This is a genomic window from Achromobacter sp. 2789STDY5608615, assembly GCF_001298995.1.
In the GTDB taxonomy this organism is placed as follows: Bacteria; Pseudomonadota; Gammaproteobacteria; order Burkholderiales; family Burkholderiaceae_B; genus Achromobacter; species Achromobacter insuavis.
This window is the reverse complement of sequence record NZ_CYTY01000021.1, coordinates 34,442-57,096: the sequence shown is the minus strand read 5'-3', so window position 1 is coordinate 57,096 and position 22,655 is coordinate 34,442. Positions and strand designations below refer to the sequence as shown.

Below are 22,655 nucleotides of genomic sequence, written 5' to 3'. Positions count from 1 at the left end.
TGCGCGCATCCAGCAAGGTGGCGCGCTCGGCGGCGACGCGCTCGTAGAGCCGGTCGCCGTCGCCGGAGGCCAGCTCGCCCGACAACTGCGTCAGGGCCTCGCGCAGATGCCCGCCGGCGTGGCCGGCCGCGGTTTGCAGGTTCTGGCCGTCGCCCTGCTGGATCCACAGCAGGCCCGGCACGCCGGCCAGGTCAGGCTTGCTCTGGCCGCGCGCGGCCAGCTCGAAGCCCAGCAACGCGGCCAGCGCGTTCTCGGCTTCCTCGCCGTCCAGGCGCTGGGCGCCGTCGTCGATCAGCAGCTCGCAGCGGGCGCGCGACAGGAAGTGCTTTTTCAGTTGGTAATCATGGCCGGCATGGCTGAAGGCAAGCTCGACGCCGGGGCGTGCGCCGCTTTCGCCGCGCGGCGCCAGGTCGGACACGGTGCGGGTGCTGTAGCGTTCCAGGAACGCGGCGCGGATGGCCGCGGCCACGGTGCTCTTGCCGGCTTCGTTGGGACCGACGAACAGATTCAGGCCATCCTGCAAGCCGTCCAGCACCAGGGGCTGGCGGAACTTGCGGAATTCTTCGAGGGCGATGCGCGTGAGCTTCATTGCGCGCCTCCCTGGGCCGCGCCGTCGCGCTGGAACCGCAGCAGCAGCCGCAAGGCCTCGCCGGCCACCGCCGCCTGGTCGGGATCGGCCTGCATGGCCTGCAGTTGCGCGGCCACTTCGCCGACATAGCCGCTGGCGCCCAGTTGCGCCAGGTCGGCCTCGTCCGGCTCGAGCAGCAGGCCGGAGAAATCGGGCAGCACCGCCCTCGCCTGCGCCGCCGCCTGGTCCACGGCGCGTTGCAGCGCCTCCCAGGTCGGCACGTTGACGTGGCCTTGCAATTCCAGCCGCAGCACGTCTTCGGCGCGCAGCGCCGCCAGGCGTTCGGCCAGCGCCTGGGCGTCGGTCGGCAGGCTCAGGGTTTCGGTCCAGGCGGACCAGCGGTACTTGCCGGTGGGCACGCGCTCGACCTGCGGCGTGGCGCCGGGCGCGGCGATGCGCACGTCCAGCGCGTAGCCGGGCTCGTTGCCGCGGAAGCGATCCTGTTCGGGCGTGCCGGCGTACCAGGTGCGATCGTCGATCGACAGGCAGCCATGCCAGTCGCCCAGCGCCAGGTAGTCGAGCCGTGCGCGGGCGGCGCGGTCGGGCGCGATGGGGTTGGTGGCGTCGATGGTGTCGGGCAGGCGGCCGGCGACGCTGCCATGGGCCAGGCCCACGCGGAAGCGGCCGGGCTCGGATTCGAGCGCGTCGAAGGCCTGGGTGACGTCGTCGTAGGTATGGCGCTGGGTCAGCGGGGCGGCCAGCACCGCGAGGTTCTGCGCCGGCAGGTCGACCACGCCAGCACGCAACGGCACCCGCACGTTGGGCGCGATGCAGCCCAGTTGCGCGGCGCGGCTCCAGACGCTGTCGGCCAGCGCCGCGTCGTGGTTGCCGGCGATCATGACCCACGGCCCGGCGTAGGCGGCCAGCGCGGCGAACAGGCGGCGGATGGTGCGGTCGGACACGGCCTGCGTGTCGAACACGTCGCCGGCCACCAGCACCGCGTCGACCTGGCGTTCGGCCGCCAGCGCGGCGATGCGCGCGACGACATCGAAGCGGGCCTCGGCCAGCAAGGCGGCGTCATCGGTTTCGAACTGGCCGTACTGACGGCCGATCTGCCAATCGGCGGTATGCAGGAAATGGATCATGCCGCCGATTGTAGAGGCCGGCGCCGATTCCCTGTGGCGTCAACGGGCCTGAAAGTGTCGCGGCAATGTCGCGCTGCGCCCGATGGAACAACGGCCCGGCCGGCATCGTGCGCCGGGCGGGCCGTCGGGACGCCGGCTTGTGGCCGGCGCCGGAGGAAAGGATGCGGGAAACAGGCCGGAATCAGGCGCCCTTGCCGTCCAGCACCAGCGGCCGTTCGGCCGGCGCGTGGCGGTCGTAGCGCGACAGCGCCAGGCCGTCGGTGCGGATCTGCGGACGCTGGCCCAGCACCTGGTCGGCCACCAGCTTGCCGGAGCCGCAGGCCATGGTCCAACCCAGCGTGCCGTGGCCGGTGTTCAGGAACAGGTTGCCGTAGCGGGTCGGGCCGACCACGGGCGTGCTGTCCGGCGTCATCGGGCGCAGGCCGGTCCAGAACTCGGCGCGGGCCACGTCGCCGCTGCCGGGGAACAGGTCGTTGACGACCAGCTCGAGCGTCTTGCGGCGGGCGTCCTTCAGGCGCAGGTCGAAGCCCGACAGCTCGGCCATGCCGCCGACGCGGATGCGGTCATCGAAGCGGGTGACGGCGATCTTGTAGGTTTCGTCGAGGATGGTGGAGACGGGCGCGGCGGCCTCGTCCTTCATGGGGATGGTCAGCGAGTAGCCCTTGACCGGGTACACCGGCAGGTCCAGGCCGAGCGGCTCCAGGAAGCCGCGGGTGTAGCTGCCGAAGGCGGCGACGTAGCGGTCGGCCGTCAGGACCTCGTTGCCGACGCGCACGCCGGTCACCTGCCCGCCGGCCGTGTTCAGGCCGGTGACGGACTGGTTGTAGCGGAACTCCACGCCCAGCGCCGCGGCCATTGCGGCCAGGCGGGTGGTGAACAGGCGGCAATCGCCGGTCTCGTCGTTGGGCAGGCGCAGGCCGCCGGCCAGCTTGTGCAGCGAGCGCGCCAGCGCCGGCTCGGCGCTCACCAGGCGGTTGCGGTCCAGCAGCTCGTAGGGCACGCCGACCTCTTCCAGCACCGCGATGTCGCGGCGCGCGGCTTCCATCTGGGCCTCGGTGCGGAACAGCTGCAGCGTGCCACGGGTGCGCTCTTCATAATGGATGCCGGTGTCGGCGCGCAGCTCGCGCAGGCAGTCGCGGCTGTATTCGGCCAGGCGCAGCATGCGTTCCTTGTTGACCGCGTAGCGCTCGGCCGAACAGTTGGCCAGCATCGCCGCCATCCACTTCAGCTGGTACAGGCTGCCGTCCAGGCGGATCGCCAGCGGCGCGTGCTTCTTGAACAGCCACTTGATGGCCTTCAGCGGAATGCCGGGCGCGGCCCAGGGCGTGGAATAGCCCGGCGACACCTGGCCGGCGTTGGCGTAGCTGGTCTCCTGGGCGGCGCCGGGCTGGCGGTCCAGCACCGTCACTTTGGCGCCCTGGCGGGCCAGGTAATAGGCGGTGGTGGTACCGATGACGCCGCTGCCGAGGACGATCACATGCATGATTCTTTCCGAAGTTTGGATTTGGTCAGGAATTTCGGTAGTCTATGAGCCTCATCACAGTGAAAAACACTGAAGATTTTCGTTCGGCAGTGGTTTTTCCCGGCCAACCGCCCTTTTTCGACCGCCAGAAGTGAAATGCGCGACCTCGACCGTATCGACCTGAAAATCCTGGATATCCTGCAGCGGGAAGGCCGCATTTCCGTCACGGAACTGGCCGAGCGCGTCAGCCTGTCGGCCACGCCCTGCTCCGACCGGGTCAAGCGCATGGAACGCGAAGGCGTGATCGCCGGTTACCATGCGCGCGTCAATCCGGCGGCGCTGGGCAAGAACCTGCTGGTGTTCCTGGAGATCAAGCTCTCGGCCAAGTCGGGCGACGTGTTCGACAAGGTCAAGAAAGAGCTGCTGTACGTCCCCGAGGTCATGGAATGCCACCTGGTGTCGGGCGATTTCGACTACCTGGTCAAGGCCCGCCTGACCGAAATGAATGAATACCGCCGTCTTCTTGGCGAGATCCTCAAGCGCCTGCCCGCGTCGGCCGAATCGCGCAGCTATGTGGTGATGGAGGAGATCAAGGAGACCCTGTACCTGCCCGTCGACCGGTAGCGCCTCGCGCGACTTGTTACCGGACCCCGCGCCGCCTGCTGCTATGCTGCGGCCCTTCCGGTCCGCGCGGCGCGCTGGACCCGACCCCGATTTCCTGGCTTCATGACTATGACCCGTCTCTACAAATACTTCTTCCGCGGCCTGATCACCGTGCTGCCGCTGGCGCTGACGATCTACCTGCTGTACATCTTCCTGGCATGGACCGAGGCGGTGGCGCTGACCTTCCTGCGCCCCTTCATCGGCGGCTTCTACTTTCCCGGCCTGGGCCTGCTGCTGGGCATCCTGGGCATCCTGGCGATCGGCTACCTGGTGTCCAAGGAGCGCGTCAAGCGCGTGATGGCGCTGCTGGAAATGCCGTTCACCAACCTGCCTGTGGTCAAGAGCATCTATTCGTCGCTCAAGAGCTTCGCCGACTACTTCTCGCCCAGCTCCAAGGCCACCGCCCAGCAGGTCGTGATCCTGCGCATCCCGGGCCAGCAGCTGGAGCTGGTCGGCCTGGTGACGCGCCGCAACCTCGACGGCCTGCCGGAAGGCTTCACGCAGGGCGACCGGGTCGCCGTCTACCTGCCGATGGGCTATATGATCGGGGGCTATACCGTGTTCGTGCCGCAGGAATGGGTGCAGCCGATCCAGATGTCGGTCGAGGAAGCCATGCGCTCGTCGCTGATCGCCTGGATGGCGCGCGCCGAATCCCCCAGCGGCCGCCCGGTGGCGCCGGCCGACGTCCCGCCCATGCCGCCGGCCCCGCCGGCTCCTCCCGCCGGCGGCAACGTCCCCGGCGGCCAGGGCTGAACGCCCCCGCGCGACGCCCGATTTCCCTTCAACGCCCGATTGCTCCATGCCCATCATCGAATTCACGCTTGCCGAAGGCAGCCCCTTTATTGAAGTCAACCAGCTGCTCAAGGCCACCGGCGTCTGCGACAGCGGCGGCGCCGGCAAGATGCTGGTGGCCGAAGGCCACGTGAGCGTGGGCGGCGAGATCGAAACGCGCAAGACCGCCAAGATCCGTCCTGGCCAGATCGTCACCTGTGGCGACGCGCGTATCGTGGTGCGCGCGTCATGAAGTTCAAGATGTCGCAGAACTCCATCTTCGCGGTGCTGCTGCGCTCGCCGTGGTGGATGAGCGCCGGCGTGGCGCTGCTGCTGTCGGTGGGCGGGTTCGCCGCGCTGCCGCTGGAGTACGCGGCCATGGGCGTGTTCGCCGCCGTGCCGTTCGCGGTCATCGCCATCATGGCGGCCTACAAGCAGTTGCGCGCGCCGTCGGGCGCCCGCGTCGACGCCGTGGCGCAGGCCGCCGCGGCCATGTCGTGGCAGCAGTTCGCCGCCACGGTCGAGGCCGGCTTTCGCCGCGATGGCTGCGAGGTCGAACGGCTGCCAGGCCCCGGCGCCGATTTCGCCCTGACCAAGGACGGCCACGTCGCCATGGTCGGCGCCAAGCGCTGGAAGGCCGCGCGGGTCGGCGTCGAGCCGCTGCGCGAACTGCAGGCGGCGCGCGAAAAGCGCGGCGCGCGCGAGGCCATCTATATCGCGTTGGGCGAGGTGTCCGAGAACGCCTTGCAGTACGCCCGCGCCGAAGGCGTGTCGCTGATGACGGCGCCGGAACTGGCCAAGCTGCTGCGCGACCTGAAACCCTGACCGCCGGCGCCGGGCCGCGCGCCCGGTCGCCGATCCCCGCCGCCGCGGACGCACGCCCCGGCGGCGCCGGACGCAACCCGGAGACCCTGCCGCATGATCCCTCGCCTGCTGGCCGATGCCGTCCTGATCGTGCACGGCCTGTTCGTCGCCTTCGTCGTGTTCGGCAGGCTGCTGACGCTGTGGCGCTGGCGCCTGGCCTACCTGCACCTGCCCGCGCTGGCCTGGGGCGCGATGGTCATCGGCATGGGCTGGATCTGCCCGCTGACGCCGCTGGAAGTCTCGCTGCGCCAGCAGGCCGGGCAACAGGGCTACGCCGGCGGCTTCATCGAGCACTACATCCTGGCGGTGATCTACCCGGACGGCCTGACGCGCGGCATCCAGATCCTGCTGGCGGCGCTGCTGGTCGCCGGCAATCTGCTGGTGTATGCCCTGTGGGCGCGGCGCCGGCTGGCGGCGCGACGCGCCGTCGGTCCGGTCTGATTGTCCGATTATGAGATAATCAGTATCAATTCTCATTACAACGCACTCATGCGATGCGCCCGGCTCCCCCCGGACCACGGCCCGTCCCTGCCCTTTGCCTGTCTCGCCGTGCTGGAGCGCTACTACCGCGAACTGCTCAATTTCTGCACCCGGATCATCAGGAATTCGGATGCGGCGGCGGATGCCGTGCAGGAGACCTACGCCCGCGTGCTGTCGGCGCAACAGGGCGAGCGCGAACTGATCGAGCCGCGCGCCCTGCTCTACCGGACCGCGCGCAATCTGCTGACCGACCAGTACCGCCGCAGCGTCGTGCGCGGCGAGGAACAGCCCCGCGCCGCCGACGGCGATGACATCGCCCTGGACGAGATCGCCGCGCCCGCCGCGTGCCAGCCCGAGACCGCGGCCATGTCGACGCAGGCGGTCGACGCCCTGCTCGCCGTGATCTCCGCCCTGCCGCCGCGCTGCCGCCAGGCGTTCGTCATGCATCGTTTCGACGGCCTGTCCCACAGCGACATCGCCGCGCAAATGGGCATCTCGCGCAAAATGGTGGAACAGCACATCAAGGTGGCGATGCAGGCCTGCCGCCGCGCCAAGTCCGACTGGGACGCCCGCGCCGGCGGCGCCGCGCCGGCGCCGAGCCACGAACCCTTGCAGCCATGACCCTGAATCCCGCGCCATCCGAATCGCCAGACGCCGCGGCCGACGCCGCCGCGCTGGACTGGCTCGTGCGCCGCAAGGACCGGCCCGATCCCGCCACCGAAGCCGCGTTCCGCGCCTGGCTGGCGGCCTCGCCTGGGCATGCGCAGGCCTATGCCCGCTGGGATGCCGATTGGTCGATGCTGGACGCCGTGCCGGACAGCGCGCGCGCCGCGCTGCGCGCCCTGGATGCCGCCCCGGCGCGGCCCGGCGCGCCGGCCGCCAGCCGCGCCGCGGGCAGCCCGCCCGCGCCACGACGCCGTCCCGGATGGCGTCTGGCGACCGCCGCGCTGGCCGTCTGTGCGGCGTTGCTGTGGGCCGTCTTCGCGCTCTTGCCCGCCGCGCCCCAATACCGCGCGCAGTACGCCACCGCCCCGGGCGAACAGCAGGAAATCCGCCTGCCCGATGGCAGCCGCCTGATCCTGGACTCGTCCACCCGCGTCGAGATCGCCTTCTATCCAAAGCGGCGCGAAGTGACGATGGCCGAGGGCCAGGCCATGTTCGAGGTCCAGCCCGATGCCGTGCGCCCGTTCGACGTCGTCTCCGACCAGGTCCGCGTCACCGTGGTCGGCACGCGCTTCAATGTGCGCCACACGCCGTCGGTGCCGGGCTACGCGGGCCTGCAGGTGGAGGTGGCGGCCGGCCACGTGCGCGTCGCCCCCGAGCACCCCGCCGGCTGGTGGCAGTTCTGGCTGCCCGACAGCCGCCGCTACCGCGCCGACCTGATCGCGGGACAGCGCCTGGCGGTCAGCGCCGCCGGCGTCCCCGGACGCGTGACGCCCATCGATGCCGCCGCCGTGGCGCCCTGGCTCGACCACCGCCTGGCCTTCGACAACGCCACGCTGGCCCAGGTGCTGGCGGAATTCGGCCGCTACGGCCATCCGGCGCCCGCACTGTCCGACCCGGGAGTCGCGGCCTTGCGGCTGACGGGCACGTTCGACAGCCGCAATCCGGCCGGTTTCTACCGGGTGCTACCGCAGGCGCTGCCCGTGCGCGTGGATACCCGCAACGATCCGCCGACCCTCGAACCGGCCCGATGAGCGGCGCCGACATAGGGTTTTTTCAGCCTGCCGCGTCTACATGAGAAGTGTCTCCATTCTCATGTTCAGACGAGGACTTGCATGCAACACCCCCGCTTCACTCTCGCGCCCCTGACCCTGGCGCTCTGGCTGGCGCTGGCCGGCCCCGCGCAGGCCCAGCCCGCCGCGCCGGATGCCCGCATCCAGGCCACTTTGCCGGCGCAGCCGCTGGGCCAATCGCTCAACGCGCTGGCGCGCCAGGCGGGCCTGGACCTGATCGCCGGCGGCGCGCTGGTGCAGGGCCTGACGGCGCCCGCCGTCTCCGGCAACCTGACGGTGCGCGAGGCCTTCGAGCGGGTGCTGGCGGGCAGCGGCCTGACCGCCCGCATCGACGGCGGCGCCGTGGTGGTGTCGCGCGAGACCACCGCGCCGGTGCAGCAACTGGAGCAGATCACCGTCACCGGCAGCGAGGAAACCGCCACCAGCCCGGTCTACGGCGCGGTGGCGCGCCGCACCTCCACCGGCATCAAGACCGACAGCGACCTGCTGGAGACCCCGCAGTCGGTGTCGGTGGTGACCCGCGACCAGATCGAACTGCAGGGCGCCACGGGCATCGACGAATCGCTGCGCTACACCTCCGGCGTGGTCGCCGCCGCCTACGGCCAGGACCCGCGCGGCGACTGGATCCGGGTGCGCGGCTTCGCCCCCGCCAAGTACCTGGACGGGCTGCCGCTGCCCGACGGGTCGTGGACGGCCAACACCCGCTACGAACCCTATGCGCTGGAACGCATCGAGGTGCTCAAAGGCCCGTCCTCGGTGATGTACGGCGCCCTGCCGCCCAGCGGCTTCATCAACGCCGTGAGCAAGCGGCCACAGGCCGAGGCCGCGCATGAACTGGGCCTGTCCTACGGCACCGACGACCGCAAGGAACTGACCGGCGATTTCACCGGCCCGCTGACCGAAGACGGCAAGCTGCTGTACCGCGTGGTCGGCCTGGCGCGCGACAGCGGCACGCCCAGCCACTACGGCTACGACCGGCGCTACCTGCTGGCGCCGTCGCTGACCTGGAACCCCAGCGCCGACACCAGCCTGACCGTGCTGGCCATGCTGCAGGGCGCGCGCTCGCGCGGCTGGGGCGGCTTCCTGCCGGCCCAGGGCACCCTGCTGCCCAACCCCAACGGCAAGATCCGCCCCAGCTTCTATGGCGGCGAGCCCGGCTTCGACCGCTACGAAAAGAACACCCAGTCGCTCGGCTACCTGTTCGCGCACCGCGTCAACGGCCAGCTCACCTTGCGCCAGAACGCGCGCATGAACTGGACCGACGTGGACCATCCGTCGGTGGGCCTGCTGGGCTTCGCGCCCGGCAGCCTGACCACCCTGAACCGCTACACCTACACGCCGCGCGAGAACTCGCGCATGTTCTCGATCGACAACCAGGCCGAGTACAAGCTCGACACCGGCCCGCTGTCGCACACCTTGCTGGCCGGTTTCGACTACAAGCGCTCGCGCAACGACTACGCGGTGGGCATGGGCTTTGACGCCCCCACGCTGGACGCCTTCAATCCAGTCTACGGCACCCAGCCGATCAAGAAGCCCGACGACACCCAGCACACCCTGCAGGTACAGCAGCAGATGGGCGTCTACCTGCAGGACCAGATCCGCTGGGGCGGCCGGGTCGGCACGCTGTCCGGGCGCCACGACTGGGTCGACACCAAGACCCGCGACCTGCTGGCCGACACCCGCACCAACCAGCAGGACCGCAAGTGGTCCGGCCGCGTGGGCCTGAACTACCTGTTCGAATCGGGCCTGTCGCCGTATGTCTCGTACGCCACGTCGTTCGAGCCGGCGATCGGCCGGACCTATTCCGGCACGCCGTTCGTGCCGGTGACCGGCTCGCAGGTGGAAGCGGGCCTGAAGTACCGGCCGCCCAACAGCGAATCGCTCTACACCCTGGCGGTGTTCGACCTGCGCCAGAAGAACGTGCTGGTCACGGACGTCAACGCGCCGGTGTTTGGCTACGAGATCCAGCAGGGCGAAATCCGCTCGCGCGGCGTCGAACTGGAAGCGCGCGCCCAGGTGACCAGCGGCGTCACGGTGATCGGCAGCTATACCTACACCGACGCCAAGGTCGAGCAGTCCACCGACCCCGCCACGGTCGGCAAGCAGGTGCAATCGCAACCTCGCCACCAGGCGGCGCTGTGGGTCGACTACCGCTTCCCGCAGGACATCGCGCCGGGCTTCGGCCTGGGCGGCGGCGTGCGCTACACCGGCAGCAGCTACGGCGATTCGGCCAACCAGTGGAAGAGCGGCTCGAACACGCTGGTGGACGCGCAGGCGCACTACACGCGCGGCAACTGGCGCCTGCTGCTGACCGTGAACAACCTGTTCGACAAGGAGTACATCACGGCCTGCAACAGCATCACCTGGTGCTACTACGGCTATGGCCGCTCGGTGAACCTGACCGCCCGCTACGCCTGGTAACGGCGCGGCCTGGCGCGGCGGCCAGCCGCGCCAGGTCGCGAACGACCACCAGAGGCCCGGTATAGTGACGGTCCAGACCGACCGGATACCCGCATGAGCTTCCTCGACAAACTGCTGGCCAGAAAGGCCGCGCCGACCGCCGGCCCCGCCGACGCGCCCTCGCCCGCTCCGGCTCCCGCCGCCCAGGCCGAGGAGCCCGCCACGCAGGCCCCGATCCGCGCCTATGACGCCTACGGCCGCGAGATCTTCGTGCCGCGCGACCAATGGCGCGACAGCGTGCTGGCCGGCGCCATCGAGCGCCACTGGGATGACGCCGACGCGCTGTCGGGTCTGATCATCCAGTCGCTCGGCGACGGCTTCATCGATGAAATGGTCAAGCCCGCCGACCGCCTGGTCGAGCTGCAACCCGGCGCCGAGCGCGGCGTGGTGCTGCAGGCCATCGTCTACATGAAGACCGGCCGGCTCGACGACGCCGAGCGCGCGCTGCGCGATTTCATGGCCGCCCGGGGCGAGACCGGCATCGTCCTCACCAACCTGGCCAAGATCCAGGACGAGCGCGGCGACGAGGCCGGCGCCCTGGCAACGCTGTGGCATGCGCTGGAACTCGATCCCAACCAGGACAACGGCCTGGGCTGGTACGAGGCGATCCACCGTGAACACGGCGGCGACGCCGCGGGCGTGGCCGCCATGCGCAAGGTCGCCGCCCTGCCCGGCAGCTGGCGCGCGCAGCTGTGGCTGGCGCACGGCGAACTGGGTTCGCACAACCTGTCCGGCGCGATCGCCCTGTATGAAGAATCGCTCGCCCGCGCCGGCACGCCCGCGCCCGCCGACCTGCTGGCGCAGATGAGCGGCGACCTGGGCAACGCCGGCGCGATCGAACCGATCGTGCAACTGGCCGGGCCGCGCTTCGATGCCGCGCTGCACGGCATCCAGGTCGGCAACAACCTGATCCGCGCCTACGTCGAACTGGGCCAGCCCGGCGAGGCCCGCGCCATCCTCGATCAGCTCTACGCGCAGCAGCGCCCCGACTGGAAGGACAACCTGGCCTATTGGGACACCGAACTGGCGCGCGCCGCACTGGGTGACGGCGCCACCGAACCGGCGCAGATGCGGCTGGCGATGCTGCTGGGCCGCGGCCCGGTCTGGCTGACGCCCGACTCGCCCGCGGCGGCGCTGTTCACGCCGGTGACGCCCGACCGCCCGCTGGTGTCGTTCCTGGGCGGCTCGGCCGAGATCGGCGACGCGCCCGAAGGCGCCGAGCGGCAGCTGGCCGACGCCACCGGCCGCCTGAGCCGCGCGCTGCCGCTGTACTTCAACGAACAACTGGCGCTGCGCTGCGGCCTGCGCACGCAGACGCTGGTGCCGTGGCTGACCGAGCCGCATCCCGGCTTCCTGCTGAGCGGCGCGGCCTGGGACGACACCGATGCCATCGGCTATGCGCAGCAATGCGAAGCGCAAAGCGATTACGTGGTGATCTCGCACCTGGTCACCGTCGCCGAGCCGTGGCGCGCCGAGGTGCGCCTGGTTCGCACCGAGGACGCCGAATGCATCGGCGCGCTGTCGGCCGAATTCCCGATGGCCGACCCGACCGCCGCGATCCAGCGCCTGACCGAGGAACTGGTGGCGCTGGTCGGCCGCGCCACCGCGCAGGCGCCGCTGTCCGCGCCGGCCAGCTACACGGTGCCGGATGGCGCCGCGTTCCCGCTGTACCTGCTGCGCCTGGAACAATTGCTGGCGGTGCGCTGCAACGGCGCCAACCCGGACCAGCCGGGCCAGTTGAATGGCGAACGCGAGATCATTGACGGCAACCTGCGCCAGTGCCTGGACTTCCCGCAAAGCGTCAACGCCCGACTGCTGCTGGCGCAGACCGTGCGCGCCATGAAGCGGCTGCGGCCCGACGTGGCGGGCGAGTTCGAGGAAAAGATCGCGCGGCTGCAACGCGAACAGCCGCTGGCCGCGCCGGCGCAAGCCGCGGTGCAGGACTTGCTGGACTGAGTCTCTGGCTGACGCAGGCGGCGCACGGCATCCTGCCAGGCCGCCGCGACCGGCGGGTCGCCCGCGTGGGCGGCCACCACCGGCGCCCGCTTACAAGGCGCGGGCGATCACCAGCCGCTGGATGTCGCTGGTGCCTTCGTAGATCTGGCACACGCGCACGTCGCGGTAGATGCGCTCCACCGGAAAATCGGCCAGGTAGCCATAGCCGCCCAGCGTCTGGATCGCGGCCGAGCAGACCTTCTCGGCCATCTCGGAGGCGAACAGCTTGGCCATCGAGGCCTCGGTCAGCGCCGGCCTGCCGGCCTCGCGCAGCGCCGCCGCGTGCAGCACCATCTGCCGCGCCGCGTGGATCTGCGTGGCCATGTCGGCCAGCCGGAACGACACCGCCTGGTGCTCCATGATCGGCTTGCCGAAGGCCTGGCGGTCACGGGCGTAGTCGCGCGCGCATTCGAACGCCGCGCGCGCCATGCCGACCGACTGCGAGGCGATGCCGATGCGGCCGCCCTCCAGGTTCGACAGCGCGATCTTGTAGCCCTCGCCCTCCTCGCCCAGGCGCCACGCGGCGGGAATGCGCATGTCCTCGAAGGCGATCTGGCAGGTGTCGGACAGATGCTGGCCGAGCTTGTCCTCGACCCGCACCACCTGGTAGCCCGGGGTGTCGGTCGGCACGATGAAGGCCGAGATGCCGCGCTTGCCGGCCTGCGGATCGGTCACCGCGAACACGATCACCAGCTGCCCGGTGCGGCCCGAGGTGATGAACTGCTTGGCGCCGTTGAGCACGTAGTGGTCGCCGTCGCGCAGCGCGCGGGTGCGCAGGCTGCTGGCGTCGGAACCGGCCTGCGGTTCGGTCAGGGCGAAACCGCCGATGGCGACGCCGGTGGCCAGCGGCCGCAGGAACTGGTCCTTCTGCGCGTCGCTGCCGTACTTCAGGATCGGCATGCAGGCGACCGAGTTGTGCACGCTCATGATGGTCGAGCAGGCGCCATTGCCGGCCGCGATCTCCTCGAGCGCCACCGCGTACGACAGGTAGCCGCTGGCGTTGCCGTCCCATTCCTCCGGCACCAGCATGCCGAAGAAGCCCAGGTCGGCCATCTCGCGGATGGCGTCGGCCGGATAGTGGTGTTCGCGGTCCCAGCGTTCGGAATTCGGCGCCAGGCGTTCCTGGGCGAAGCGGCGCGCCATGTCCTGCACGCTGAGCTGTTCTTCGGTCAATAGCATGTTCGATGTCTCCTGGTCGGGCAGTGCCGGACTGGCGCGGGTGGACGCCGTCCGTGTTCTCTTGCGCGGGCCGGCGTCCGGGATGCGGGCGCGGCACGATTGCGAGGATACACCGGCGCTCTACCCGCTAGCGCTCCGTGCAGTGCGGATGCAGCTTGAGCCGTTCCTGGAAGTCCCGCGCCAGCTGGTCCATGCGGATCGTCGCGAAGCGTTCCAGCAGCAGCCGGCGCGACTCGGCCATCGCGCCTTCCAGCCCGGCGTTGACGGCCTGCTCCACCAGGCATTTCGGTTCGCTCTGGTCCAGCCCGAGCGCGAAGATCGGCGGCTCGCCCAGCGCCTGGTAGACGTCCAGCAAGCTCAGCTCGGACAGCGGCCGCGTCAGCACCCAGCCGCCGCCATGGCCCTTCTCCGATTGCACATAGCCGCGCTCGCGCAGGCCGGACATCATGCGCCGCACCACCACGGGATTGGTGTTTAGCATCTTGCCGATGGTCTCGGAGGTCAGCGGCGCATCCTGCTCCGCCATGTGCAGCAGCACGTGCAGCATGCGGGACAGGCGGTTATCGCTGCGCATGGAAAGACTCCTGGTTCATGGTTTGAAACATTATAAGTTGCGTGACCGGACAGGATCGCCGTATCATGCAACTTTTAAAGTATCGAGAAATCCATGAAGCCCGAAAAACTGCCCCCCTGCTACGACGCCATCATCATCGGCGGCAGCTTCGCCGGCCTGTCGGCCGCCATGCAGCTGGCCCGCGCCCGCCGCCGCATCGCGTTGGTGGATGCCGGCCAACCGCGCAACCGCTTTGCCGCGCATTCGCACGGTTTCCTGGGCCAGGACGGCAAGACGCCGGCCGAGATCGTCGCCGTCGGGCGCGCCCAGCTGGCCGCCTACCGCACGGTGGACTTCATCGACGGCGCCGCCGCCAGCGCCGACGGCGAATCAGGCCGCTTCCTGGTCACCCTGGAAGATGGCCGCGAACTGCGCGGCGCCCGCCTGATCCTGGCCATCGGCGTGCGCGACGAACTGCCCGCGCTGCCGGGCCTGCGGGAACGCTGGGGCCAGACGGTGCTGCACTGCCCCTACTGCCATGGCTATGAAGTGGCCGACCAGCCGCTGGGCGTGCTGGCCGCCCACCCCATGTCCTCGCACCAGGCCGCGCTGCTGCCTGACTGGGGCCCGACCACCTATTTCACCCAGGGCGAGTTCGAGCCCGATGCCGAACAGGCCGCGCTGCTGACCGCCCGCGGCGTGCGCATCGAGCGCACCCCGGTGACGCAGCTGCTGGGGCCGGCGCCGCGCATCGACGCGGTGCAGCTGGCCGATGGCCGCCGCCTGCTGGTCAATGCGTTGTTCGTCGCCAGCCGCGTGCACATGGCCAGCCCGCTGGCGATGCAGCTGGGCTGCGCCTTCGACGAGGGCTTGCTGGGGCCTTACCTGCGGGTCGACGATTTCAAGCAGACCACGGTGCCGGGCGTCTACGCCGCGGGCGATGCCAGCCTGCAGATGGGCAATGCCACCCTGGCCAGCGCCTCGGGCGTGATGGCCGGGGTCGGCGTGCACCAGTCGCTGGTGCGCGATGACCCCGTCAAGTGCTGGCGCGCGCAGGCCAGCCGGCCGGTGTAGGCGTCCGCGCGACGCTCAGGTGCATTGCCACAGATGCGCGCTGACGCGGCAGTGGCCGCACCAGAAGCTGTAGTTGCAGCCGCCGCTGCCCCACATCCAGTCGCCGCCGTCCGCCTGCGGCAGGTCGGAATCGAGCTGCATCGCGAACGACATGCGCTGGTCGCAATCCGGACAGGCGGGGTAGTCCGCCGACTGCACCCAGCTGGGCGGGCCGCCGACACGGCTCAGGTTCTGGCGGCCGTTGGAATCGCCCCAGTCCTGCCAGGCCCAGCGCGCCGGGGCCTGGAACAGGGTCACGTCGGCCTCGCGCAGCGGTTCGGCGGGAAACTCCGGCGTCACCGGCTCGGCCTGGCGCTGCGACGGGTGCGCTTGCGGCGCGCCGTCGCCGTCGTGGCGGAAAAAGAGGATCGGGCCGTCCTGCTCCCACCCCTGGCACGACAGGCAGGTGGCCAGCGTCAGCGGCGTGGGGCAATCGATACCGGCGACCTCGGGCCGCGGCAAGGTCAGCAGGCGGTGCAAGGGTCCATGGCACAGACCGCAGGCGGCCGCGAGCGCGCCGCCCATGCGGCCCGCCGTCACGGTGGCCATCGGCGACTCGGCGTCCGGCGCCGGCCAACCCCAGGTGGGATGCAGGCGCTGGATCTCGCGCCGCCACGCGGGTTGCGAGGCCGCCATCTGCTGGCGTTGCGCCGCGTCGAAACGGATGTGCAAGGGCTGCTCGCCATGCAGCGCGCGCACCTGGCCGTCGTCGTCGGCATAGCCCACTTCCATCAGCCAATAGATGGCGTCGGGATCCACGCCGCCCCCGAAGCCCTGGCGCCACGCGCGCGACACCGCCTGCGGCTGGCGCGAGTGCAACAGGGCGCGGGCGCGCAGTTGGTCCGGGGAATCCGCTTCGATCGTCGGCGGCAGTTGCGCCAGCCACGCCCGCGCCGTCTCGGCGTCCAGCGCGCGCCAGGCCTGGTCGGTATTGAAACGCGGGCCGCCCGCGCCGGCTTCGGCGGCGGCCAGCAACGCCGGCCAGTGGCCCGCGAACAGCTGCGGCCATTGCAGCGCGGCCGAATCCAGCACCTCCGCCAGACCTTCCGTGACGGGCTCGCGCAGCGCCCGCTGCCACGCCTGCCGCAACGTGGCGGCATAGGTGGCGTCGTCCATCAGGTCGAGCGCGGCGTCGATGAAGGTGGCGTGCTTGAGCCCGCGATCCAGGAACCGCGTGACTAGTTCCCCCAGCGCCGCCGGGTCGTCGCGGCGCAGCCGCAACACCTGGCCCATGGGGTCGTTGTTCTTCCAGCCCAGCCGCTCAAAGGCGTCGACGATCTGCGCCGGCGACAACGCGTCCTGCGCGCCCGTCTTGTCGTTGCCGTCCGTCATGCCGGCTCCTTGCGGCCGGCGCTGGCGAATTTCTTCCAGTCCTCGTTGTCCACCAGGGTCGAGCGGAACACGCGCAGTTTCTCGCAGCCCTTGATCGACTTCAGCACCTTCTTGACCTGGTCGCAGACCGTGGCCGGCAGCCACGGGCTGAGCGTGACGCGCTTGATGGTCGCTGGCGCCACCGGCAGGCGCAGCACCGGCGTATCGCGCGTCCTGCGGCAGACGAACAGGCGGAACTCCTTTTCATCGCGGAAGGCGTGGCGCTTGAGGAACGGCAGGTCGGCCTCGGCCGGCGGCTGCTCGCGCAGCGACTTGATGGTGCGGTACTGCACCGTCTCGGCCCGCAAGTCGGGCACGCCGCGCACCTGCTCCACCAGCTTTTCCTTGTCGAACTCGATGCAGACCCCGCCGCTGCCGTGCGAGAACACGCGCCAGTGGTGATAGGTCTCGGAGGCCTCGGCCATGCACAGCGCGTAGATGCCCTGCAGGCGCTTGGCGCGCGCGTATTCCTCGATGTAGAACGAGTCGTTGCGGTCGTCCCACGCCTTCGGATTGAGCAGCGCCAGTTCGCCCGTCTGCAGGTAATCGATCAGGTAGGGAAGCTCGGTGTATCTGCGCAACGAGGTGGCCAAGGCGGTGCTCCGGTGTGTACCCAGCCGCCAGTCTACCCGCATCGCCGCCGGCACGACGTTACACTGGCCCCTTGCCAAAAGGAGACCCCATGCAGCAGAACAATGGTGAAGGAAGGCAAGCTCCCCGGCGCCACGCGCCTACCAGTCAGCGGTTCTGGTACATCGTCCTGGCGGGCACGCTGGTCACCCTCAGCTATGACCTCATGCCGCTATTGCGCGGCCAGCTCTCGCCCCTGCTGAAACTGATCTTGCCCGGGCTGCTGCTGGCCGGGCTGTACCGTGGCAGCGAATGGGCGCGGTGGCTGCTGATGATATCGTTGCTGGGCTTCGGCGTGCTGGTCATGTACCTGACGACCTCGCTGATGCCCTACTCGATCGACATCTGGCTGCACCGCTTTGTGTGCAGTGCCGCCATGATCGCGACGGGGCTGTACCTGGCGCTGGCCAAGAAGGACTTCCAGCGCTATTGCAGTTACGTGGCGTTTCGCGACGGCCCCAAGGCCGCGGCCAGGAAGCGGGCCGCCGCGGACGCCCGCCGCTAGCGCCCGGCACGCCAGGGCGCATCGGCCGTCAACCGCTCACGCCGGCAGGCCGGCCCCGCGCGGTCAGCGCAACGCGGTCTTGAAGAACGCGACCACCGCCGCGTTGAAATCACGGTGCCAGGCCGCGCGGTCGAAACCCGGCGCGTCGCGGCAGATCGCGGGCATCGCCTCGGCCTGCGCGGCGGAGCACGGCGCCAGGAAGGCGAAATGCCCGGCGCCGGCGACCGGGTGGAATTCGGATGCCGCCAGCCCCTGGCGCACCGCCTCGACACTGGCCGGCGTGACGCCGTCGCCGCCCAGCGCCGATGCCCACAACTGCACCGGCGCCGACACCGCCTTGAGCGCGTCGGCGCTGAAGGCGTTGAGCGGGTCGGCGATGACCAGCGCCTTGATGCGCGCATCCTTCACATAGGGTTGCGCCGGCACTTTGCCGTCACGGATGTCGCGGCACATCGGCAGTGACGGTTCGTCGCCGCAGATCGCCAGGCCGCGCGTGAAATCGGGCGTCGCGCCGGCCAGCACCAGCCCCGTGTAGCCGCCGCGCGAAAAACCGAAGAAACCCACCTCGCCGTCCAGTTGCGCCCGCTGTGGCCACGCCCCCGTCAGGTAGTCGATCAGCCGCCTGATCTCGCGCGGCCGGGTCGAGAAGATCGACAGATAGCCCTGGCGCGAGCGGTCCACCGCGTTGTCGCCGACATGGTTGATCGCCGCCACCACGAAGCCCGCGTCCGCCAGCGCCGCGGCGGTGTCGTGATGGCCCAGGTACGAGCCGGCCGATCCGTGCGACATGACGATGAGCGGCTTGCGCCCCTCGGTCATCGGGCAGTCCGGCGTCGCCGCGAGGGTGACGCGGCCGACGCCGACCTCCTGCGGCGGCGCGGCGCACGGATACCAGATGCCGCCCAGCAGGGCCGGGCCGTTCATGTCCATCGGCAGGTTCAGACGCTGGAAACCGGCGGCGTGCGCGTTGGCGCTGAGCGCCAGCGACAGGCCGACGCAGGCGCGCGCCAGGCGCGGGCCGGCGGCGGCGGAAAAACAACGGGAGAACGCGGAACGGACGGAAGCAAGGCGCATGCGGAAGGAATCGGAATGGATCGGATGGCGCGCCGCAAGGGCGCGGCGGGTGACGCGCCGCGCGGGCGCGGCTAGCAGGAAATGATGACGGCAGCCAGGCCGCGGCGTGATCGGAATTGTCATTTTAATGTCCGCGAACTGTCGAAGCGGCGCGCCCAGACTGTCTTTCGCCACGCGCCAGCAGGCCGAGCCTGCGCCGCGTGGCGCAATCGAGTCATCCCGTCTACGGAGTCATCCATGAAAAGAATATTCGTCGCCGCGGCCGCTACGGCCCTGTCCGGCGCGGCGGCCGCGCAAACGTCCGTCACGCTCTATGGCGTCATCGACACCGGCATCGGCTATGCCAATGTCGACGGCAGCTACACCGACCCGGCCACCGGCCGCCGCAGCAGCATCGACAGCAGCCGCATCGGCACGACCAGCGGCACCACGGCCGGCTCGCGCTGGGGCCTGCGCGGCAAGGAAGACCTGGGCGATGGCCTGTACGCGGTCTTCCAGCTGGAGTCGGGCTTCGACAGCCGCAACGGCAACTCGCTGCAGAGCGGCCGCCTGTTCGGCCGCGAAGCCACCGTCGGCCTGGGCAGCGCCGAGTGGGGCGAAGTGCGGCTGGGCCGGCAGTACAACGTCGCCACGCGCTATTTCGGCGGCATGCTCGGGCCCGCCTTCGGCGGCGGCTTCAACCAGCTGAACACCGGCGGCGGCCTCGGCTTCAGCTCGGCCTACTTCCCGCGCTACGACAACCTGGTGGTGTACGAGACGCCGTCGATGGGCGGCTTCAAGGCGGCCGTCGGCTACGCCTTCAACGTCGACGACCAGAAGACCGCGCAGACTGGCTTTGCCACCGCCGACAACACCCGCGCCATCACCGCCGGCCTGCGCTACGACAACGGCCCGCTGATGGGCTTTGCCACCTATGACCAGCTGAACGCCTCCAACAAGCTGAGCCAGGGCCAGGTCGACGCGACGCCGCGCTCGTACATCGTCGGCGGCTCGTACGACTTCGAGGTCTTCAAGGTGGCGCTGGCGTACAACCGCCTCACCGATGGCTGGTTCGCCGGCAAGAGCCTGCCCGGCGGCGCCGGCATCGGCGGCTTCACCGGCACGCCGTCCTATGCGTTCTCCAAGGGCTTCCGGTCGAATTCGTACATGCTCGCGGTGGCGGCCCCGGTCGGCAAGTCGGGCGGCGCCTTCGCCTCGTGGCAGCGCGCCGACGCCAACAGCGCGCAGCTCACCGGCGGCGACTCGGCCAGCAACACCTACAGCCTGGGCTACAACTACAACCTGTCCAAGCGCACCGACCTGTATGCGGTCGCCTCGTACACGACCAACTGGGCGTTCCTGGACAACGCCAAGGCGACCGAAATGAATGTGGGGATACGCCACCGCTTCTGATCGCGGGCGGAGCGATCCCCCTTGCGCAAGTTCCCGTTGATGACGCCCGCCTCCGCGAAGGGATGGGTGGTTTGTCGCCGCGCGTTTCCGGGTCCATCCGGGAACGCGCGTTTTTTCACCGCGGCAGCGCGGCGAGCGGTGTTGTATCGGGCGATACGGACGACGTCATTTGGCAGGCTCCTGAAGAATCAATAGAGCTTCATGGTGTGAACCTGGCTCTTGGCCATTCGTTGCACGCCATAGGCGATCGCGCCGCCGAACACACTGGAATTGATCCAGCCGGGCACGCGGACCGTGACGTACTGGTCGGTCTCCTCCACCACTTGCGAATCGCGGAAGAACATCTCTTCGGCCTGCATGTACATGCCCATGCCGCCCATCTTGCTTCCGATCAGGTTCAGGCTGCCGAAGTTGACGCGCTTGCCGGTGGCGGGAAGCTCTCCGTTCAGGTCGCGCTTGACCAGGTCGGCCAGCGCCACGGCGCCATCGCCGAGTTCCTTTTTGTATTGCGCGACCTGCTGATCCTGAAGGCTGGCCAGCTCCGATTCGGCATACATAGTCGGCAAGTGGTAGGTATAACGCCCGACCCATTTGGTCTGCGGGTTGTCGACGTGGAAGACAAGGGCCAATCGGACTTTCTCGTCGTCGCAGCGCTGCACGAACACGAACGTTTTGAGGTCGAACGCCGCGGACTCGGCGGCCGCCTTGATGCCGGCCGCCGCCAGCGCATCCGTCGCGATCGGCAACGGGTCGATCTGGAGGATGGAATCCTTGTACTGGTTCGCCATCGCCTGCGATTTGCGGGAAATGTTCATGCTGCCGAAGATCGGCCCCAGGAATATGCTGCCGCCCTGGGTCTGAATGAAGATGTAGTGGGTGCCGTCGACAATGCCCGCCTGCACCGGCAGGTATTTCTTGTCCGGCATGGCCGGGGACACCGAGACTTCCGACGGCATTCCCGCCGGCACGACCGGTGGCGTGGTGGTCTTCAAGGCGGGTGCGCAACCGCTCAACAACGTGGTGAACGCCAACATCAAGGGGGCCAGGAACCGCATGTCGCTGATCTGCATGTGAGTGTGTCAGGGGATGAGAGGCCGCCATTACACCCGATTCAGAGACATTTAGAAACATCATTCATGCACGGCCCCTGCCCCCCCCCCTATCCGTCAGGAGGCGCCTGCGGGCGACTGGATCATCTTCCAGCCATTGCCGGCGGGATCCCGGAACCCCGCATCGATGCTGCCGTACCGCTCGACCGGTTCCTGCGTGAACTCCACGCCCAGCGCCAGCAAGCGGGCGTGGCTGGCGCGGCAATCGGCCACCGCCAGCACCAACGGCGGCATCGCGCCCTTGGCGACCATGGCCCGCAAGGTCTGCGCGGTGGCGTCGTCGTGCACCGGCGGCCCGGGCCGGAACAGGCCCAGCTGGAACGACGGCTGGTCCGGATGCTGGACGGTCAGCCAGCGGTATGGCCCATTGCCCACGTCCGTATGGACGCGGAATCCGAGTTTGTCGACGTAGAACCGCAGCGCCTCGTCCTGGTCGTCCACATAGACGCCGACGACATTGATCCCAGCACTCATGACCTCTCCTTCGGTAGGTGGATTGGCGACCCGGCCAAGGGGTCGATCAGCGCACTCTATTCCTGGCCTGGCGGCGACGCTTCTCCAAAACTGCGATGGTCAGGTCAGGCCGCGACGCGGCCTTGACCACGCAGGCGGGTATCTGGCCCAGTCCCGCCATCCCGGCCCGCGCCGCCACGCGCATGGCGCCGGGGCTGCGGCCCGTGATGTCACGGAAGATGCGGCCGAAGGTGCCCAGGCTTTCCCAGCCGGTGGCATAGGCGATCTCGGTGATGGCCAGGTCCGTGTCGCGCAACAGCGCGATGGCCTGTTCGATGCGGCGCGTCAACAGGTAGCGATGCGGCGGCAGGCCGAAGGCCCGCTTGAAGGAACGCGCGAAATACGCCGCGGACACGCCGCTGACCTCGGCCAGCCGCGCCACCGGCCAGGCTTCGTGCGAGGCGGCGTCCATGCGGTCCCTGGCGCGCAGCAGGCGGCGCAGCAAGGCCGGATCCTGCAAAGGTTTCTCGACGGCCGGCGCCGGCGGGGAGGCGCGCGGGCGCGGCATCCTAGACTTCCTCGATCACCGCCGCGGGCGCGAACGGCGTGCCCAGGCCCAGCGCGCGGTAGATCCGTTCCAGGATGCGCTGGCGCCGCGTCGGCCGGCCCATGCGCCAACGCGTATCCAGGAACAGCAGCGGCAGCGCGACGCACAGCCATGCCAACAGCAAGAACGCGAACACCACGGCCGCCAGCTCCGGCGCCGTGTCGCGGCTGGACGGCGAGCCGGAAGTCGCCAGCACCGCCACCACCACCAGCCAGCACACCAGCAGCAGCGCGGCCAGCAGCGTCAACAGCGGCACGCGCTGCTTCAGGCCCACGCCCACCGGCGCGATGTCGGTGAAGGCGCTGCGGAAGTAGTGATGGCAGACATAGACGCGCCCGTCTTCCAGGTTGCGCAGGCCGTAGACCAGCTGGTCCGGCCCGGCGCCGCTGATCTGGCCGGCGTAGGCGGCCACCTCCACCTGGTCGCCCTCGGCCAGGAATGGCATCGCATCGCCGAAGTTCTCGGCCACATACATGACGAAACGGCGCGCGCCCACCTGGAAGCGGTAGATGCCATAGGCGGGCG

24 protein-coding genes and 1 pseudogene are annotated in these 22,655 nt (G+C 69.7%); 13 read left to right on the top strand and 12 right to left on the bottom strand.

The genetic code is table 11. From position 1 onward, the window contains the following. The 3 genes from AOZ49_RS18855 to AOZ49_RS18845 all read right to left on the bottom strand — a co-directional run. Positions 1 to 589: AAA family ATPase (locus AOZ49_RS18855; protein ID WP_156355682.1), on the bottom strand; the 589-nt coding region annotated here is incomplete at its 3' end. Beyond that, on the bottom strand, positions 586 to 1,713 hold the full coding sequence (locus tag AOZ49_RS18850) for a metallophosphoesterase family protein (RefSeq protein WP_054477093.1): 1,128 nt from the start codon (positions 1,711 to 1,713) through the stop codon (positions 586 to 588). The genes AOZ49_RS18855 and AOZ49_RS18850, both read right to left, overlap by 4 nt. Before the next feature lie 181 nt (positions 1,714 to 1,894). Then, complete coding sequence (locus tag AOZ49_RS18845) at positions 1,895 to 3,196, bottom strand: D-amino acid dehydrogenase (protein ID WP_054431328.1); 1,302 nt, start codon at positions 3,194 to 3,196, stop codon at positions 1,895 to 1,897. Between the two features lie 135 nt (positions 3,197 to 3,331). Between AOZ49_RS18845 and AOZ49_RS18840 the strand changes: the two genes are divergently transcribed. From AOZ49_RS18840 to AOZ49_RS33010, 9 genes are all read left to right on the top strand, one after another. Then, positions 3,332 to 3,799 carry a winged helix-turn-helix transcriptional regulator gene (locus AOZ49_RS18840; protein WP_054431327.1) on the top strand — a complete coding sequence of 156 codons (468 nt, stop codon included), beginning with the start codon at positions 3,332 to 3,334 and terminating at the stop codon, positions 3,797 to 3,799. 108 nt (positions 3,800 to 3,907) lie between these two features. After that, positions 3,908 to 4,591 carry a DUF502 domain-containing protein gene (locus tag AOZ49_RS18835; RefSeq protein WP_054431326.1) on the top strand — a complete coding sequence of 228 codons (684 nt, stop codon included), beginning with the start codon at positions 3,908 to 3,910 and terminating at the stop codon, positions 4,589 to 4,591. 46 nt (positions 4,592 to 4,637) lie between these two features. Further along, positions 4,638 to 4,862, top strand: coding sequence for an RNA-binding S4 domain-containing protein (locus AOZ49_RS18830; protein WP_054477091.1), 225 nt, complete (start codon positions 4,638 to 4,640; stop codon positions 4,860 to 4,862). After that, on the top strand, positions 4,859 to 5,434 hold the full coding sequence (locus AOZ49_RS18825) for a restriction endonuclease (protein WP_054477089.1): 576 nt from the start codon (positions 4,859 to 4,861) through the stop codon (positions 5,432 to 5,434). Before AOZ49_RS18830 ends, AOZ49_RS18825 begins: the two co-directional genes overlap by 4 nt. Positions 5,435 to 5,527: 93 nt before the next feature. Continuing rightward, entirely contained in the window at positions 5,528 to 5,914 is a 387-nt protein-coding gene (locus AOZ49_RS18820) for a DUF2784 domain-containing protein (protein ID WP_054477087.1), read from the top strand. 48 nt (positions 5,915 to 5,962) lie between these two features. After that, entirely contained in the window at positions 5,963 to 6,574 is a 612-nt protein-coding gene (locus tag AOZ49_RS18815; protein ID WP_231689844.1) for a sigma-70 family RNA polymerase sigma factor, read from the top strand. Further along, positions 6,571 to 7,650, top strand: a complete 1,080-nt coding sequence (locus AOZ49_RS18810) for a FecR family protein (RefSeq protein WP_054477085.1) — start codon at positions 6,571 to 6,573, stop codon at positions 7,648 to 7,650. The genes AOZ49_RS18815 and AOZ49_RS18810 overlap by 4 nt, the downstream gene beginning before the upstream one ends. A gap of 81 nt (positions 7,651 to 7,731) precedes the next feature. Continuing rightward, a complete protein-coding gene (locus tag AOZ49_RS18805; protein ID WP_054477084.1) occupies positions 7,732 to 10,110 on the top strand; it encodes a TonB-dependent siderophore receptor in 2,379 nt (792 codons plus the stop codon). Between the two features lie 93 nt (positions 10,111 to 10,203). After that, a complete protein-coding gene (locus AOZ49_RS33010; protein WP_197286747.1) occupies positions 10,204 to 12,105 on the top strand; it encodes a tetratricopeptide repeat protein in 1,902 nt (633 codons plus the stop codon). Between the two features lie 90 nt (positions 12,106 to 12,195). On the opposite strand, the gene AOZ49_RS18795 is transcribed toward AOZ49_RS33010, so the two are convergent. Together AOZ49_RS18795 and AOZ49_RS18790 are read right to left on the bottom strand one after the other, a co-directional pair. Then, positions 12,196 to 13,323 (bottom strand): acyl-CoA dehydrogenase family protein, encoded by a 1,128-nt coding sequence (locus AOZ49_RS18795; protein WP_054431320.1) that lies wholly within the window; start codon positions 13,321 to 13,323, stop codon positions 12,196 to 12,198. Positions 13,324 to 13,450: 127 nt separating this feature from the next. Continuing rightward, positions 13,451 to 13,897, bottom strand: coding sequence for an Rrf2 family transcriptional regulator (locus AOZ49_RS18790; protein WP_054431319.1), 447 nt, complete (start codon positions 13,895 to 13,897; stop codon positions 13,451 to 13,453). Positions 13,898 to 13,990: 93 nt separating this feature from the next. Here AOZ49_RS18790 and AOZ49_RS18785 point away from each other — a divergent pair, with 93 nt between their 5' ends. Next, entirely contained in the window at positions 13,991 to 14,950 is a 960-nt protein-coding gene (locus AOZ49_RS18785) for an NAD(P)/FAD-dependent oxidoreductase (RefSeq protein ID WP_054477082.1), read from the top strand. Positions 14,951 to 14,965: 15 nt separating this feature from the next. Here AOZ49_RS18785 and AOZ49_RS18780 read toward each other — a convergent pair whose 3' ends face one another. Further along, positions 14,966 to 16,321: a hypothetical protein gene (locus AOZ49_RS18780; protein ID WP_082380497.1), complete on the bottom strand. Its 1,356-nt coding sequence runs from the start codon at positions 16,319 to 16,321 to the stop codon at positions 14,966 to 14,968. After that, positions 16,318 to 16,953 carry a DUF2971 domain-containing protein gene (locus AOZ49_RS18775; protein WP_054431317.1) on the bottom strand — a complete coding sequence of 212 codons (636 nt, stop codon included), beginning with the start codon at positions 16,951 to 16,953 and terminating at the stop codon, positions 16,318 to 16,320. Before AOZ49_RS18775 ends, AOZ49_RS18780 begins: the two co-directional genes overlap by 4 nt. 89 nt (positions 16,954 to 17,042) lie before the next feature. On the opposite strand from AOZ49_RS18775, the gene AOZ49_RS18770 reads away from it, so the two are divergent. After that, positions 17,043 to 17,495, top strand: coding sequence for a hypothetical protein (locus AOZ49_RS18770; protein ID WP_054477080.1), 453 nt, complete (start codon positions 17,043 to 17,045; stop codon positions 17,493 to 17,495). Positions 17,496 to 17,558: 63 nt separating this feature from the next. Here the strand turns inward: AOZ49_RS18770 and AOZ49_RS18765 are convergent, their stop codons facing one another. Then, positions 17,559 to 18,569, bottom strand: a complete 1,011-nt coding sequence (locus tag AOZ49_RS18765) for an alpha/beta hydrolase family protein (RefSeq protein WP_369815822.1) — start codon at positions 18,567 to 18,569, stop codon at positions 17,559 to 17,561. 237 nt (positions 18,570 to 18,806) lie between these two features. Between AOZ49_RS18765 and AOZ49_RS18760 the strand changes: the two genes are divergently transcribed. Then, a complete protein-coding gene (locus AOZ49_RS18760) occupies positions 18,807 to 19,961 on the top strand; it encodes a porin (protein WP_054431315.1) in 1,155 nt (384 codons plus the stop codon). A gap of 188 nt (positions 19,962 to 20,149) precedes the next feature. Here AOZ49_RS18760 and AOZ49_RS18755 read toward each other — a convergent pair whose 3' ends face one another. Further along, positions 20,150 to 20,887 (bottom strand): hypothetical protein, encoded by a 738-nt coding sequence (locus AOZ49_RS18755; protein WP_054477078.1) that lies wholly within the window; start codon positions 20,885 to 20,887, stop codon positions 20,150 to 20,152. On the opposite strand from AOZ49_RS18755, the gene AOZ49_RS32565 reads away from it, so the two are divergent. Then, positions 20,886 to 21,035 (top strand): hypothetical protein, encoded by a 150-nt coding sequence (locus AOZ49_RS32565; protein WP_156355680.1) that lies wholly within the window; start codon positions 20,886 to 20,888, stop codon positions 21,033 to 21,035. The two genes, AOZ49_RS18755 and AOZ49_RS32565, sit on opposite strands and share 2 nt — an antisense overlap. 92 nt (positions 21,036 to 21,127) lie before the next feature. Here the strand turns inward: AOZ49_RS32565 and AOZ49_RS18750 are convergent, their stop codons facing one another. The 3 genes and pseudogenes from AOZ49_RS18750 to AOZ49_RS18740 all read right to left on the bottom strand — a co-directional run. Then, entirely contained in the window at positions 21,128 to 21,544 is a 417-nt protein-coding gene (locus tag AOZ49_RS18750) for a VOC family protein (protein WP_054431313.1), read from the bottom strand. Positions 21,545 to 21,590: 46 nt separating this feature from the next. Next, positions 21,591 to 22,091 carry a helix-turn-helix transcriptional regulator gene (locus tag AOZ49_RS18745; protein WP_054431312.1) on the bottom strand — a complete coding sequence of 167 codons (501 nt, stop codon included), beginning with the start codon at positions 22,089 to 22,091 and terminating at the stop codon, positions 21,591 to 21,593. A gap of 1 nt (position 22,092) precedes the next feature. Further along, positions 22,093 to 22,655, bottom strand: a pseudogene (locus AOZ49_RS18740) (hypothetical protein); the annotation flags it as partial.

Excerpts from the sequence above, each read along its gene's own strand:
- AOZ49_RS18815 (WP_231689844.1), top strand. The coding sequence starts at position 5,963 with ATGCGATGCGCCCGGCTCCCCCCGGACCACGGCCCGTCCCTGCCCTTT.
- AOZ49_RS18810 (WP_054477085.1), top strand. The coding sequence starts at position 6,571 with ATGACCCTGAATCCCGCGCCATCCGAATCGCCAGACGCCGCGGCCGAC.
- AOZ49_RS18750 (WP_054431313.1), bottom strand. The coding sequence starts at position 21,544 with ATGAGTGCTGGGATCAATGTCGTCGGCGTCTATGTGGACGACCAGGAC.
- AOZ49_RS18795 (WP_054431320.1), bottom strand. The coding sequence starts at position 13,323 with ATGCTATTGACCGAAGAACAGCTCAGCGTGCAGGACATGGCGCGCCGC.
- AOZ49_RS33010 (WP_197286747.1), top strand. The coding sequence starts at position 10,204 with ATGAGCTTCCTCGACAAACTGCTGGCCAGAAAGGCCGCGCCGACCGCC.
- AOZ49_RS18760 (WP_054431315.1), top strand. The coding sequence starts at position 18,807 with ATGAAAAGAATATTCGTCGCCGCGGCCGCTACGGCCCTGTCCGGCGCG.
- AOZ49_RS18835 (WP_054431326.1), top strand. The coding sequence starts at position 3,908 with ATGACCCGTCTCTACAAATACTTCTTCCGCGGCCTGATCACCGTGCTG.
- AOZ49_RS18830 (WP_054477091.1), top strand. The coding sequence starts at position 4,638 with ATGCCCATCATCGAATTCACGCTTGCCGAAGGCAGCCCCTTTATTGAA.
- AOZ49_RS18780 (WP_082380497.1), bottom strand. The coding sequence starts at position 16,321 with ATGACGGACGGCAACGACAAGACGGGCGCGCAGGACGCGTTGTCGCCG.
- AOZ49_RS18770 (WP_054477080.1), top strand. The coding sequence starts at position 17,043 with ATGCAGCAGAACAATGGTGAAGGAAGGCAAGCTCCCCGGCGCCACGCG.
- AOZ49_RS18790 (WP_054431319.1), bottom strand. The coding sequence starts at position 13,897 with ATGCGCAGCGATAACCGCCTGTCCCGCATGCTGCACGTGCTGCTGCAC.
- AOZ49_RS18745 (WP_054431312.1), bottom strand. The coding sequence starts at position 22,091 with ATGCCGCGCCCGCGCGCCTCCCCGCCGGCGCCGGCCGTCGAGAAACCT.
- AOZ49_RS18825 (WP_054477089.1), top strand. The coding sequence starts at position 4,859 with ATGAAGTTCAAGATGTCGCAGAACTCCATCTTCGCGGTGCTGCTGCGC.
- AOZ49_RS18820 (WP_054477087.1), top strand. The coding sequence starts at position 5,528 with ATGATCCCTCGCCTGCTGGCCGATGCCGTCCTGATCGTGCACGGCCTG.
- AOZ49_RS18840 (WP_054431327.1), top strand. The coding sequence starts at position 3,332 with ATGCGCGACCTCGACCGTATCGACCTGAAAATCCTGGATATCCTGCAG.
- AOZ49_RS18785 (WP_054477082.1), top strand. The coding sequence starts at position 13,991 with ATGAAGCCCGAAAAACTGCCCCCCTGCTACGACGCCATCATCATCGGC.
- AOZ49_RS18805 (WP_054477084.1), top strand. The coding sequence starts at position 7,732 with ATGCAACACCCCCGCTTCACTCTCGCGCCCCTGACCCTGGCGCTCTGG.
- AOZ49_RS32565 (WP_156355680.1), top strand. The coding sequence starts at position 20,886 with ATGGCCGGGGACACCGAGACTTCCGACGGCATTCCCGCCGGCACGACC.
- AOZ49_RS18765 (WP_369815822.1), bottom strand. The coding sequence starts at position 18,569 with ATGCGCCTTGCTTCCGTCCGTTCCGCGTTCTCCCGTTGTTTTTCCGCC.
- AOZ49_RS18755 (WP_054477078.1), bottom strand. The coding sequence starts at position 20,887 with ATGCCGGACAAGAAATACCTGCCGGTGCAGGCGGGCATTGTCGACGGC.
- AOZ49_RS18845 (WP_054431328.1), bottom strand. The coding sequence starts at position 3,196 with ATGCATGTGATCGTCCTCGGCAGCGGCGTCATCGGTACCACCACCGCC.
- AOZ49_RS18850 (WP_054477093.1), bottom strand. The coding sequence starts at position 1,713 with ATGATCCATTTCCTGCATACCGCCGATTGGCAGATCGGCCGTCAGTAC.